Origin of the sequence: Vibrio sp. MACH09 (genome assembly GCF_033238805.1) — a bacterium.
Lineage (GTDB): Bacteria > Pseudomonadota > Gammaproteobacteria > Enterobacterales > Vibrionaceae > Vibrio.
This window is the reverse complement of the sequence record NZ_BSFZ01000001.1, coordinates 1731905-1745163: the sequence shown is the minus strand read 5'-3', so window position 1 is coordinate 1745163 and position 13259 is coordinate 1731905. Positions and strand designations below refer to the sequence as shown.

Annotated in this window: 12 protein-coding genes and 1 riboswitch; of the genes, 6 read left to right on the top strand and 6 right to left on the bottom strand. The window is 43.0% G+C overall.

Annotation, left to right across the window (positions count from 1 at the left end; translation table 11 throughout):
- Window positions 1-138 precede the first annotated feature (138 nt).
- Complete coding sequence (locus tag CHJ_RS07740; protein ID WP_317917368.1) at window positions 139-1620, bottom strand: carboxypeptidase M32; 1482 nt, start codon at window positions 1618-1620, stop codon at window positions 139-141.
- A 167-nt stretch (window positions 1621-1787) separates the two neighbouring features.
- Here CHJ_RS07740 and CHJ_RS07735 point away from each other — a divergent pair, with 167 nt between their 5' ends.
- Window positions 1788-2444, top strand: coding sequence for a LysE family translocator (locus CHJ_RS07735; RefSeq protein WP_317917367.1), 657 nt, complete (start codon window positions 1788-1790; stop codon window positions 2442-2444).
- A gap of 60 nt (window positions 2445-2504) precedes the next feature.
- On the opposite strand, the gene CHJ_RS07730 is transcribed toward CHJ_RS07735, so the two are convergent.
- Entirely contained in the window at window positions 2505-3881 is a 1377-nt protein-coding gene (locus CHJ_RS07730; protein ID WP_317917366.1) for an alanine/glycine:cation symporter family protein, read from the bottom strand.
- A gap of 101 nt (window positions 3882-3982) precedes the next feature.
- Window positions 3983-4080: riboswitch (glycine riboswitch) on the bottom strand.
- A gap of 366 nt (window positions 4081-4446) precedes the next feature.
- Here CHJ_RS07730 and CHJ_RS07725 point away from each other — a divergent pair.
- Both CHJ_RS07725 and CHJ_RS07720 read left to right on the top strand, forming a co-directional pair.
- Entirely contained in the window at window positions 4447-4605 is a 159-nt protein-coding gene (locus CHJ_RS07725; protein WP_171752004.1) for a hypothetical protein, read from the top strand.
- An 18-nt stretch (window positions 4606-4623) separates the two neighbouring features.
- Complete coding sequence (locus CHJ_RS07720) at window positions 4624-5373, top strand: chromosome partitioning protein ParA (RefSeq protein WP_253822037.1); 750 nt, start codon at window positions 4624-4626, stop codon at window positions 5371-5373.
- Window positions 5374-5394: 21 nt separating this feature from the next.
- Here the strand turns inward: CHJ_RS07720 and CHJ_RS07715 are convergent, their stop codons facing one another.
- From CHJ_RS07715 to CHJ_RS07700, 4 genes are read right to left on the bottom strand one after another with little or no spacing between them, the layout of a single operon-like run.
- A complete protein-coding gene (locus tag CHJ_RS07715; protein ID WP_317917365.1) occupies window positions 5395-6543 on the bottom strand; it encodes an ABC transporter permease in 1149 nt (382 codons plus the stop codon).
- Window positions 6540-7691, bottom strand: coding sequence for an ABC transporter permease (locus tag CHJ_RS07710; RefSeq protein WP_317917364.1), 1152 nt, complete (start codon window positions 7689-7691; stop codon window positions 6540-6542). The genes CHJ_RS07715 and CHJ_RS07710 overlap by 4 nt, the downstream gene beginning before the upstream one ends.
- Window positions 7692-7744: 53 nt before the next feature.
- Window positions 7745-8725, bottom strand: a complete 981-nt coding sequence (locus CHJ_RS07705; protein ID WP_171752001.1) for an HlyD family secretion protein — start codon at window positions 8723-8725, stop codon at window positions 7745-7747.
- The gene (locus CHJ_RS07700; protein WP_317917363.1) at window positions 8722-10167 is read right to left on the bottom strand and encodes a TolC family protein; all 1446 of its coding nucleotides are present in this window, start codon (window positions 10165-10167) and stop codon (window positions 8722-8724) included. The genes CHJ_RS07705 and CHJ_RS07700 overlap by 4 nt, the downstream gene beginning before the upstream one ends.
- A 253-nt stretch (window positions 10168-10420) precedes the next feature.
- Between CHJ_RS07700 and CHJ_RS07695 the strand changes: the two genes are divergently transcribed.
- From CHJ_RS07695 to prpC, 3 genes are all read left to right on the top strand, one after another.
- Window positions 10421-11137: a GntR family transcriptional regulator gene (locus CHJ_RS07695; protein ID WP_317917362.1), complete on the top strand. Its 717-nt coding sequence runs from the start codon at window positions 10421-10423 to the stop codon at window positions 11135-11137.
- The gene (gene prpB / locus CHJ_RS07690; RefSeq protein WP_171751998.1) at window positions 11134-12024 is read left to right on the top strand and encodes a methylisocitrate lyase; all 891 of its coding nucleotides are present in this window, start codon (window positions 11134-11136) and stop codon (window positions 12022-12024) included. The genes CHJ_RS07695 and prpB overlap by 4 nt, the downstream gene beginning before the upstream one ends.
- 88 nt (window positions 12025-12112) lie before the next feature.
- The gene (prpC, locus tag CHJ_RS07685; protein WP_171751997.1) at window positions 12113-13243 is read left to right on the top strand and encodes a 2-methylcitrate synthase; all 1131 of its coding nucleotides are present in this window, start codon (window positions 12113-12115) and stop codon (window positions 13241-13243) included.
- Window positions 13244-13259 lie beyond the last annotated feature (16 nt).

The window sequence follows — 13259 nt, the reverse complement described above, 5'->3', positions numbered from 1 at the left end:
TTGAGGTTAGATAGATAGCAATGTAATTTGTGAAGATCAACAAAGACATTATGTTTTATAAAGTAAGCCATTGCATGTTTTGGAAATGAGTTAAGAAGGCTGAATCAAATCTAAGTTCAGCCTTAATTATTTACATGACTACAAGTAACGGCTTCTCAAATGCGCCTGAAAATGCTCAGCATTCAATGTCTCACCAGTTGCTGCCTTAACTAGCTCATCCGTGGTCAGCAAACTGCCTTTACTCCAGATATTCTCTGATAACCAATTGAAGATCGGTGAAAGATCTTTTGATGTAATCGCTGCATCCACATCAACCGTTTTCCTCATCGATGCCATAAACTGCGCTGCATACATAGCGCCTAAAGTGTAAGAAGGGAAATAACCAAAGGCCCCATCGGTCCAGTGGATGTCTTGCATGCAACCATTAGTAAAGTTTCCTTCAGTAGATAAACCTAAGTACTGCTGCATTTTTAGGTTCCATAGTTCAGGAACATCGGTATGTTTGATATCACCGTTAATCAGATCTTTTTCTATCTCGTAGCGTAAGATGACATGCGCAGGGTAGGTAAGTTCATCGGCATCAACACGAATAAAGTCTTTTTTTACTCGGGTATACAGCTTTTGAAAATTCTGTTCGCTAAACAGACTCGGTTCATGTCCCTGAAAATGCTGTTCAGCCATAGTCGATAAATGGCGGATAAAGGCATCGCTTCGACCCACTTGCATTTCAAAAAATAGAGATTGTGATTCGTGAATGCCCATTGAACGTGCTTCACCGGACGGCAAACCGGCTAATGTGGTTGGAAGCCCTTGTTCATAACGAGCATGACCCGTCTCGTGAACAATACCCATTAAAGATTGAACAAATTCAGCTTCATCATAACGGGTCGTAATACGGACATCTTGAGGAACGCCGCCACAAAATGGATGAACACTCTCGTCCAGTCGGCCGTGTTCAAAATCAAATTGCAGAAGTTTCATTACATTAAGACCAAGTGCTTTTTGCTGCTTGGTTGAGAATGATCCTTGAGGCTGAATAAAACTCTGCTTAGATTGTTTTTCAATGACCTCATCTATCAATTGAGGTAACCAGCCTTTGACGTTATTAAATAGCGTATCTAATGATTCTGAGCTCGTTCCCGGCTCGTAGATGTCCAGCATGGCATCATAAGGTGTTAAGCCGGTAGCATCAGCGCGAATCTGTGCCTCTTGTTGCGAAAGCTTAACCACTTCAGCCCAGTTCTTCTCAAAGCCTTTCCAGTCGTTGTTGCCTCGTTGTGTTCTCCAAGCGTGCTCACATTTAGAACCCGCCAATGACTTGGCTTGCACTAGCTCTTCAGGCAGTACGTTAGCCTGTAGCCATTGTCTCTTTAGTTCTCTTAGGGACGAGGCATCTTGAGTCGATAACGGCTCACTCTCGGCACGGTCAAACCACTCCGCTAATTGAGGCTCAGTCAGCAATTTGTGGATGTGAACAGAGAGTTCGGCCATTGCCTCTGAACGAGCTTGATTACCGCCGGAAGGCATGACAGCAGCTTGATCCCAACCGCAAATTGCAGCGAGGTGGTTAAAGCGAGAGATTTTTTTTGAATGTTCCGTTAGCTTTTTAAATGCGCTCATTATTATATTCCATAGCCAAAAATAGAATGGTAACACCGACATCGACTATCGCCAATGTCATCTGAGGCTTGGTTTATCGATGGATTATTGATATAACCCAATAAGCGATATTGATTTAACCTATTCATATCGCCTAAATAGGACAGCAACTCGCAAGGAAACCGTTTGTGCACATTATCAATTTTGAAGCATTCATTCTCGCCATCACAATACTCACATTGACTCCCGGTCTTGATACTGCGGTCGTTATTCGCAATACCAGTCGTGCGGGAGCGAAAGATGGCTATATCACCAGTTTGGGTATCTGCTCTGGACTATTCGTTCATGCCACTCTATCAGCGGTGGGGGTTTCAGCCATTTTACTGCAATCGGCACAAGCATTTCAGGTGATGAAGTGGATAGGGGCCGCCTATCTTATTTGGCTTGGACTCAATGGCCTTCGAACAACGTTTAAAGGAAATAATGGATTAAAAATTGATGACGCAGCGCATCAAACCTTTAATGCAAAGCGTTCATTAAGAGAAGGTTTTTTGTCCAACGTACTTAATCCTAAAACAGCGGTATTTTACTTGGCTTTCTTACCCCAGTTTATCGATCCAAATTACTCGCCGTTTATTCAATCTTTAACAATGGCAGCAATACATTTTGTTTTATCAATGGCATGGCAATGTGCACTTGCAGGCACGGTAAGCTCAGCAAAAAAATTGGTAAAGAACAGCGCTATTATGAGTTGGATGGAAGGGGTGACAGGTACGGTATTGATCGCTTTGGGTATTAAACTGATTTTAGAAGAACCTCCCGTTTTTTTATCAGCAACCCATTAATAGATAGAACCATTAACAGATAAAAAAATGCCCGATAATTCGGGCATTTTTTATGACTAACTATTGTTGTGGTGCAAAGTCCATTTCGTCTTCACTGTCTATAGCAAAGTACTTTTTGGTCTCTTCGATAACAACCCCTCTCAAGGCAATTAAACCGATCAAGTTTGGTACGGCCATCAAACCATTAACGATATCGGCTATAAGCCAAATCATATCCAGTTTTAAGAAAGCACCCGATGCAACAAGTAGCAAAAAGATAACTTTGTAAGGCAGCACGGCTTTCGTACCCATGAGAAAAACAACGCAACGCTCGCCATAGTAGTTCCAACCTAAAATGGTGGTGAAAGCGAAGAAGATCAAACCTATCGATACCATTAATGGGCCAAAAGTACCGGAATCTAATCCGACAGCGAAAGCGTGCGTGGTCATTTCTGCTCCGGCATAGTCACTTTGCCATGCGCCTGTCATGATCAATGCTAAACCTGTCATGGTACAGATGATGATGGTGTCGAAAAAGGTTCCGGTCATGGATATCAATCCTTGACGAACGCAGGAGTCTGTTTTTGCAGCCGCAGCCGCCATTGGTGCACTACCTAATCCTGATTCGTTAGAAAACACGCCACGAGCGATGCCAGATTGAATCGCCAGCATAATGCTAGCACCTAAGAAGCCACCTGTTGCGGCACTGCTGGTAAATGCTGAAACGATAACAAGCTCGATAGCCGCCAGTAGCTGATCGGCATTTGAGACAAGTACCATTAAACAAGCGAGTACATAAAACACCGCCATGGCAGGAACAACTTTTCCGGCGACTCGTGCAATAGATTTGATACCACCAACGGTAACAAATGCGACAAGAGCGGTAAGAACAATGGCCGACATGTCACGTGATACGCCAAATGACAGTTGTGATGCATCTAAAATGGCATTGACTTGTGGAAACGTGCCGATACCAAAACAAGCTACACCGAGTGCAAAGATAGCGAACAGCTTTGCCAACAGTTTTGAACCAACACCATATTGCAGGTAATACATCGGGCCACCAACCATTTGGCCTTTATCATCCAATTTACGGTATTTAACAGCTAATAAGCATTCTGCATACTTTGTTGCCATACCAAATAAGGCCGCTAGCCACATCCAGAACAGTGCGCCCGGACCACCCAGCTTAATTGCTGTTGCAACACCGACAATATTACCGGTACCAATCGTAGCAGAAAGGGCAGTACAAAGTGCTGCAAAACTGGAAACGTCGCCTTCTCCGCTGTTTTTGTTGCTGCGTGAAAAAACTAATCCAAGTGCGGTTGGTAAGTGTCTAAACTGCAATAGCCCGAGGCGGAAGGTAAAATAAACACCGGTTCCAACAAGCAAGATAAGTAGTGGTGGTCCCCAAACAAATCCATCGATTGTTTGAAGTATATTTTGAAAATTATTCATGGGTTCCCCTTAATAAAACATAAAATTTAAGGAGAAGAGGGAAAGGCCGGTGACAAGATCACCAGATAATATCTAAATTTGAGCTTAAATAAGTTGTAACTTTCCACTCCTCTGTCCTTTTGCCTGAGAGTTTGACCTGTCTTAAGACAAGCTTGCTCCTTCGGCGACCGATTTAACGGTTCTCTCCAGAGGTTCCTCCAACTACAGTCCTCGTCCTTACCAACCTATATCTTATGAATAGTTGCACAAGATAGTGATGGCATAGCCTGGAATTTCACCAGAACCGGACACCTGAAAGATTTACTTCTTCGGCGAGCTTTTGTAACCTTTATTTAACAATAAAGCAGTACAAAAACCTCTCTCCTATAGTCTTCATCGGAACAAATATTGGTCGCTAATTCATTTACCAATATTCTGTATTGCGCATGTTATATAAAAAAAAGTGTGATGTCAGTAGTGTTTGGCTCAAGTGGCCAATATATAGACAAATAAGCAAATAACTCGCGAGAATCTAACGTAAAAATGATAATTAAATGCTATAACTACACCATACTGAGGAGAATATATGACCAGAATGATCGCTATTGCTGCTTTTATCGCCTTATCCGTATTTTTAATACGTTATGGGACTAATAAAAATGTACAACAGAGCGTAACTCTTGCTTTTATATGTGGTTTTGCCGCATATACGATTATTTTGGTGGTCAGCGAGCTGTTGCATTAGTAAAGGAGCACAGATTAAGTGAATATAGAAGATGACGCTGTTGAGCAAGACGACGATATCGTCGTTATAGAAGAGAGGGATAAACACACCATTCTCTATATTGTTATTGCGGCCATTTTAGGTTTAGCAATGGGAGGCCTTATTGGTTCTATTGCGACTAAGAGTAAGTGGCAGTCTGCTTACCAAGTTTTAGAGTCAAAAATTGCTACTTTCGAACAACAGCAAAAAGATATTGTGGTAGAGAAAATTACCGTAGTAGAAGAGAAGCAGGCCAATCTTGAAGAGGAAGTCGAGCAAAGAGTATCTAACGCTCTGACTATTAAGAATGAAGAGTTCCAACAGCAGCAACAGCAGTCGAAGACGTTAATCACTGAACTAGAAAAAATAAACATCGAGTTAGAGCAGCTAGTGGAGCAGCAAAAAACCAAGCTTGACGCCAATAGTAAAGAGATTGCCTCATTGACTCGACAAACAGATATGCAGTCAACCATGCTTGAGCGCTCTAGAGAGCTGTTTCAGCGGGAGTTAAATATCAAGCAGCAACTCACTCGTCTACAAACAGAAAGAGAGTCGCTAGCGCCTAAACTAGAGCGTTATAAAAAAGAGTGCGATCTCTTTTTAGAGGGTAAGTCTTGGGATGCATCGTCAAAATCTTGCGATTTGCACGACGAAGTAAACTCCAACATTAGCCAGATGGACCAAATGATTGAAGTGCACAAACTTGATCTACGAGAAATTGAGCAAATTGCTGATCAGTTAGGCCTTTAATTTTCACATCGTCAAGCAAGTCTAGCTGGCTTGCTTGATGACTTTATAGCGATACTTTCTATCGACCACTAGAGCAAGAAGCCCCCATATAACAAATTGTCCCCATAGCAAAGACCATTGTGGAAGTATCAAGGAAAAATCCCCCCCCATCTGATTTACTTTTAAAAAGCTTTGAATTGCTGGTGTTGATGGTATCGCTTTCGACAGCCATACCATTCCTTGAGGAACACTCTCTAACGGCCAGATAAATCCTGTCGAGAAAATTAGCGGCATAGAACTGATCAAAATCACCACGGTAACCAACTCTCGACGGGGCAATAGCAAACCGAGAATATGGCCAATGAAGGCTGAGGTGTAGAGGAAGGGAGCAAGTATCGCCAACAAGGTTAGTGGCGGTGCCAATCGACTAATTTGGTAGTAGTCAAAGCTAAATCCAAAGTAATACATGGACAAGAAGTAATAGATGACAACAAATATCGAGCTACGGACAAGCAGTAAGCGCAAAGTGGGGACGGCATTCCAGTAGCCGCTACCAAACTTTTGGCTACCACCAAGCAAGCCGATGCTCATTGCTAACGTCTGTTGAAGGATTAACACAAATACCGCAGGAACGACGTAGTTGACGTATCCTATATCTGGATTAAATGTCGGCTTTAAGTTTATCGTCGTGGCGGCGTATTGATGTTCAGCTGCGATCAAAGGGACACCGTCCATCAGCAATCGTGACACTTTGGCTTTTGCAGCTAGAGTGCCACTTGCTTTGGCCAGTCCTTCAACCACGGTGCCATAAACTAAGAAGTATGCGGCATCGCCGGCAAACGCCAATGTAGGACTTTTACCCATCAATAAGTCGCGATAAAAGTGGCGGGGAATGAGCAGAATTCCTTTCACTTTACCGTCTAAAAACTTCTCTTTTGCCTCTTGTATGGTATGGCTGCGATCTACAAGCTTAACCTGCGGTGTGGCATCTACCATTCGCTCGAGTTGATAACTGGTCAAACTTTTATCGAGATTAACAACAGACACCATCTGTTCAGTCGGCGTCTGATTTACATAAGGAAGAGGGTAGAGAAACGAGTAAAATACTACGCCAGCGAACATGGTTAAAATAATAACCGGATTAGTTAAAATCGCTTTCAGTTCCTTAACTAGCAACCGATCTAGCCTCATTGGTTAGCCTCTAATTTGGTTAAGTGTTTGTTGATTAATACAAGGCACAAGAGCAGTGGAATAAGATACAAACTCATGGTCGGCGTAATGGAACTAATGGTTTGCCATGGTGTTACATTGTAACTAAACTGGCTGATTTGCGCTTCAATGTAGTGGCTGATTGGCAATAAACTTCGCCACCAAGTCGCGATTGGGTTCATATCAGTAACGGGAAAGGTTACCCCCATAAAAGCAAAACTTGGTGCGGTAAATGCGCCTGCGAAACTCATGGCTCTGGCTGGATCTAGTGTCAAAAAGAAAAACAGCGCGGCCATACTTATACAGGCAAATATCGTGAGAAGCTGTGAATAGATAAGCGTGAGCAGGCTACCCTGATATGGAAAGTCTAAACCAAAGTAAAACCATGTTAAAAAGCCAAAACCTAGCAGTAGATAAAAGGGGAGATAAAAGCCAATAAAAACCGCTAACGATTTAATAGCCGAATGACCGACCATTTTTTTTAAACCGTATATACGGTGATTAGCGGTTAATGCCAATATTGTTGTGACAACAATGAATATTTGCCACAGCGCAGGCACGATAGCGGTAACAAGAAACTGAGCATAGTTGGCATTGCGATTAAACAGTGCGGTGATTTGAGTCTGTACGGGTACGGTTCCACCTAAGGCACTAGCAAAGGTTTTGTTGCCTTTAGAGAGTTGTTTTGCAGCGCCGATTTTTGCATTAAATGTACCATGCGCTTGCAACACCGCTGAATTGATCAGTTTGCCCACTAAAATGTACTGACTATTGTAAAAGGCGGTAATCTGAGGTGGATTCCCTAACACAATATCTCGATCAAAATGAGAAGGGATTATAACGTAGGCGTATAACTCATTATTGATCAGTTTTCTTTTGGCTTGTGCAACATCGATGCTGGTATCAATGACACTCAGCGTCGATGTTGCGTCCAATTCTCTGATTAACTGACGTGAAAGCGTACTGCGTTCTAAATCTACAACGCCTATCGGAAGGTCTCTGGCGATAGCTTGGGAAAATATCCACCATATGGATAGCGCCAATAGAATAGGTACCCAAGTTAAACATGAGAGCAACCATTTATCACTGATGACAACATGCCATTGAGAGACTTTTTCATCGCTATACATTATCGACTCCACAGCATTGGCTTAGACACAGTCGCAAACCAGATTCTCGGTATCTAAAGTTCAACGGAAACGCTCATGCCAACACGAAGTAGTTTATTGTCTTCTATGTTGACGGGCTTCGCCTCTACCTCAAACGTCCGAAGATCAAACCCTTGAGAGGCATCCGTGGAACGCCAAGTGGCAAAATCACCCATTACGGATACGTGCGTGACAGTAAAATCGATATGCTTATCTAAAGCAGGCATGTATGCCGAAATGGTGGCGCCTTTGGTAAAATTCTTAAGGCGATCTTCACGGACGTTAAATACTGCCCAAGCATCTTGCATGTCAATAACAGTAACCACCGGAAAACCTTGTGGCGCTAGTTCACCGCTATTTAACAGTACTTGAGAGATTTCGCCATTAAACCAACTCATTATTTTTGTATCGAGCGCGTAAGCTTCAACTTCTGCGACGGCACCTGCGGCCATGCGCGCTTTCTCTTCAGCAGCACGCTTTGTTTCATCTCGTGCTCCTTCTTTGGCCATTTGATACATTTGATAAGCGGCACTTTGTGTGTATTTGGCGGCTTGCCACTGGGTGAGTGCTTCATCGCGTTTTTGCTCGGCAACTACGCCGTCTTTATACAGGTTATCGACTCGATTAAAGGTTTTCTCCAACAGCTGCGATGCAGCCCGAGCTTTATTCCATTGATCTTTTGCCGCGCTGATCTGTTGTGTACGGGCACCATTTTGCGCTTCCAACGCCAGTGCACCGGCAGCTTGTTGACCCGCTTTTGCTTGCTCTAACTTGGCGTCTATCTCTGGGCTGTAAATGGTAAAGATAGGATCACCTTTTTTAACCATGTCTCCTTTTTTCACCATGACTTGATCAATGCGTCCTGCCACTTTAGAAGAGATACTGTACTGCTGAGCCTCAATTTGTCCTTGTAGGCGAACGGGCTTTGGTTGATATGCTTGGTAAAAGCTAAAGCCTACCCATGCAGCAATGCCGATAGCAACCGAACTGACTAGAAGGGGTTTTACTAATTTCATGATGCATCCTCAGAATTGATCGGTTGGTAAGCGTTATTTTGATACTGTTTAAAGGCATTTATATCGCTTGCTAATGCCAGTAGTTTATTTAGCGCAATTAGATAATTAAAACTGGCTAACTGCTGCTGTGTTTTTACTCCGGCTAAGTAGAGTTCGGCATCAACAACTTCCAGTGATGTAGATAAACCTTGGGTAAATGCTTTGTTTCTAAGTTTTAGATTCTCTTTAGCCAATTGAATACTCGCATTTAACCCTTCAACTTCTTCGATAGCTTGTTCAGCTTCAAAATAGGTTTTTTCAACTAATACAGAGAGATCTTGTGTTGCTTGTTGGCGTAGATGATTGACCTGCAAAACGGCACTTTGTGCGGCTTGTATATTTTCGGATCGGCCAGAGTTGTCAATAAGAGGTAATTTAACCCCTACACCCACCAGCCAGTCAGGGGTCATTTGATTTGCTAAGCTATCATCTTCATAGAGCGAATAGTTTCCATACAGATAGACCTCCGGATAGTAACGACCTTGCTCTGCTTTAATGAGGTTTGACGCTTGTTTGTTTTTGGCATCCAAGATGGCTAGGCCGGGGTAGGTATCTAATGTTTGTTGGGTAAAAGCGCTTAAAGGAGGAAGCGTATGATTAATAAATAACTTGGTATTTGGATACACTTTATCGGATTGATTCAGTATCTGTGTTAGCGCTGACACTGCAATCTCAACATCTTTTTGCGCTTTTTTCCGATCCACTTTGGCCTTGGCTAAAGAAGCTTCCGCTTGCAGACGTTCTACTTTGGCTATTTGACCCTGCTTTTCAAGCTTGATGGCAAAGTCTCTATGTTTGGTTAATCCTTTTTCTACCGATTCTCGGGTTAAGAGCACATCGCGAGCTAACACCACACTAAAATAGTATTTGCTCAAATCTTCATATTGAGCCTGAGTTTCCATTTCAAGTTGGGCAATGGCTTGGTCGGTTTGTCCTGATGCGATAGCTTGGGCAGACGTAATTCGTCCCCCGGTAAATATCGGCCATATAGCACGGATAGAAGAGCTGAAAAAATCTTGATGCGCAATCGTTGATGTTGGATTGACGCTGCCTAAACTTCCCAAAAGACCGGCAAGAGCAGGATTGGCTGCAATAGCCGCTTTACTCTTGGAATCGATACTTTCCAGTAGTTGATCACCAGAAACGGTAACATCTTTATCTAGGTGAGTGTAATTGGCACTTAATGAGAGCGTAGGGTAATTAAGCGCATCTTTAGAGCGTTCTAATTGTTTATATCGTTGGACATTCGCTTTTTGAGCGGCAATGGCGTTGTTTTTGTCCTGTAACAGCTGCCAAGCATGTTCAAAACTAATTTCACCTGCTGAAATAGAATAAGAGTGGGTGATTAAACTAGTGATTAAAGCAGCTTTTATACTTTGTTTTATTTTGATCAACCTAGCCATTTTATAGACGCTATACTGTAAAAAAATAGAGTATATACTCTAGCGAAAGTACTCACAACGCCTCGTTTGTCTGAATAATGCGAAATAATATGTTTCTCACTGCATATCTCTCTTGGCTACGCTCAATCAATAATCTCAACACTCAATCGTTAGACATTAGTCTAAATTGTCGACAATCCACTTGTCTAATGTAATAAAAATGGTCTATTTTGAACCTATTGATTACATATTGTTAACATTAAACGGTTTAAGAATGAGTCAGATTACAGAAAAAAAGCGTGTCTCTTCGGCTATTTCTTCTGATAAAGAAGGGACCAAATCCAACAATCTAACCGAGTATTTAATTGAAGCAATCGTAGAGGGTAATTTGTCATCAGGGCAGAAGATTTCGGAACCTGAATTATCAAAGCAACTTGGCGTCAGTAGAGGCCCGCTTCGTGAAGCGATTATGCGTCTAGAAGGGCTAGGGCTTATCGAGCGAATTCCCCATGTTGGTGCACGGGTTATCACATTTTCCTCCGATCACCTTTCAGAATTATACGCAGTAAGAGAGTCACTAGAAGGTATGGCGGCGCGATTAGCAGCACGCAATATTACCGATAGTGAACTGGACTCTCTCAAGCAACTATTGTCGACACATTCCCAACATATCGATCAGGTAGAAGGTAAATCCTATTTTCAACAACAAGGGGATTTCGACTTTCACTACCGAATCATTAAAGCAAGCCGAAACAAAAAACTGATCTCGTTACTGTGCGATGAGCTTTACCACTTATTACGCATGTATCGCTACCAGTCTCCTCGGTCTCATTCAAGACCCGAGCAGGCTCTGGAAGAACACAAATTTATACTACAAGCAATTGAAAACCGAGATGAAGAGTTAGCAGAAATACTGATGCGTAGACATATCTCAGGAAGTCGAATTTTAATTGCACAACAGATGAAGTCAGGTAAGGAGAACCTCGCATGAGTCTAAGTCAAGGCGCAAAATTTCGCCTCGCGGTACAACAAAATAACCCGCTACAAATCGTCGGTACAGTTAATCCATACTGCGCCATGATGGCTAAAAATGTTGGTCATCAAGCCATTTACTTGTCTGGAGGAGGCATAGCTAACGCTTCCTACGGTTTACCCGATTTGGGAATAACCACATTAAATGACGTATTGGTGGATGTGGAACGCATCACTAACGCTTGTGATTTGCCACTCATGGTGGACATCGATACGGGTTTCGGTGGCGCGTTTAATATTGCTCGCACCATCAAAGCGATGGAAAAAGCGGGAGCGGGCGCAATACATATGGAAGATCAAGTTGCCCAAAAACGCTGTGGTCATCGTCCTAATAAAGCCATTGTCAGTAAAGAAGAGATGGTGGATAGAGTGAAAGCTGCGGTGGATGCACGTATCAACCCAGAGTTCGTCATTATGGCAAGAACAGACGCGCTGGCCGTTGAGGGAATCGATGCCGCTATTGAGCGTGCTATCGCCTGTGTTGAAGCTGGAGCAGATATGATTTTTCCAGAAGCAATGACTCAACTTGATCAGTACAAAACGTTCTCAACGGCGCTCGCTTCTGCTACCGGAAAGCATGTACCTATTTTGGCGAACATTACAGAATTTGGCCAAACACCACTTTATGGTGGTGAAGAGTTGGCAGAGCATGGTGTGGATATGGTGCTTTATCCGCTAAGCGCGTTTAGAGCAATGAACAAAGCGGCGGAAAACGTGTATCAACATTTATTAGACGTGGGTAATCAACAGGGAGTTGTAGATCAAATGCAAACCCGAAAAGAGTTGTACGCCCATCTAAATTATCACCACTATGAAGACAAGCTGGATAGCCTGTTTTCACAATAATAATTTGTTTACAAATAACCATTTTTTAACGTGAAACTGCTGGTGCCGTAGTGAGTAGGATGCACCGGAAAAAGGAAAGGAGTTCGTCATGTCGGACAAGAAATTAAGCGGCGCAGGTCTTCGAGGGCAAAGCGCTGGAACAACATCACTGTGTACCGTAGGGCAATCAGGAACAGGGTTGACATACCGAGGGTATGATATCACTGATCTAGCAAACAACGCTGAATTCGAAGAAGTGGCCTTTTTGCTGTTACAGGGTCACCTACCTAATCAGACTGAGTTGGATAATTATAAAACTAAGCTTGTCGAGTTACGAGGCTTACCTCAAGCGCTAAAAGACGCGCTAGAACTGATACCAAAAGATGCCCATCCAATGGATGTTATGAGGACAGGTTGCTCGGTATTAGGCAACTTAGAACAAGAGATGGATTTCTCTCAACAGCAAGACGCGACAGAGCGTATGTTAGCAACATTCCCAGCGATTATCTGTTATTGGTACCGATACAGCCATGATGGCGTACGTGTCGATACAGAAGACAAAACTGAAGACAGCATTGGTGGTTACTTCTTAAAACTATTAACCGATACAAAACCGAGCGAACTTCATAAGCAAGTGATGCACTGTTCATTGATTTTATACGCAGAGCATGAGTTTAACGCCTCTACATTTGCTGCTCGGGTATGTGCCTCAACCCTGTCTGATATCCACTCTTGTATAACAGCGGCTATAGGGACTCTTCGTGGACCACTGCACGGTGGTGCAAATGAAGCGGCAATGGCGATGATTGAAAACTGGCAAACACCAGAGGAAGCTGAGAAAGAAATTCTGCGCATGCTGGATGAGAAAGAGAAAATCATGGGGTTTGGCCACGCGATTTACCGCGAGTCGGATCCACGAAATGCACTGATCAAAAAATGGTCAAAAGATCTTTCAGCAGCGGTTGGGGATACCCATCTTTATGCGGTGTCAGAACGTGTTGAGTCGGTCATGAAACGTGAGAAAGGACTATTCTGTAATGCAGATTTCTTCCATGCATCGGCGTATCACTTTCTCGATATTCCGACAAAACTGTTTACACCAATATTTGTGATGAGTCGATTAACGGGTTGGGCCGCTCATGTATATGAGCAGAGAGCGAATAACCGAATTATTCGACCTAGTGCGGATTATGAAGGCCCTGATGCACAAGATTGGTTACCTATCGACCAGCGTAAATAACTCGCTGAGTCATGAT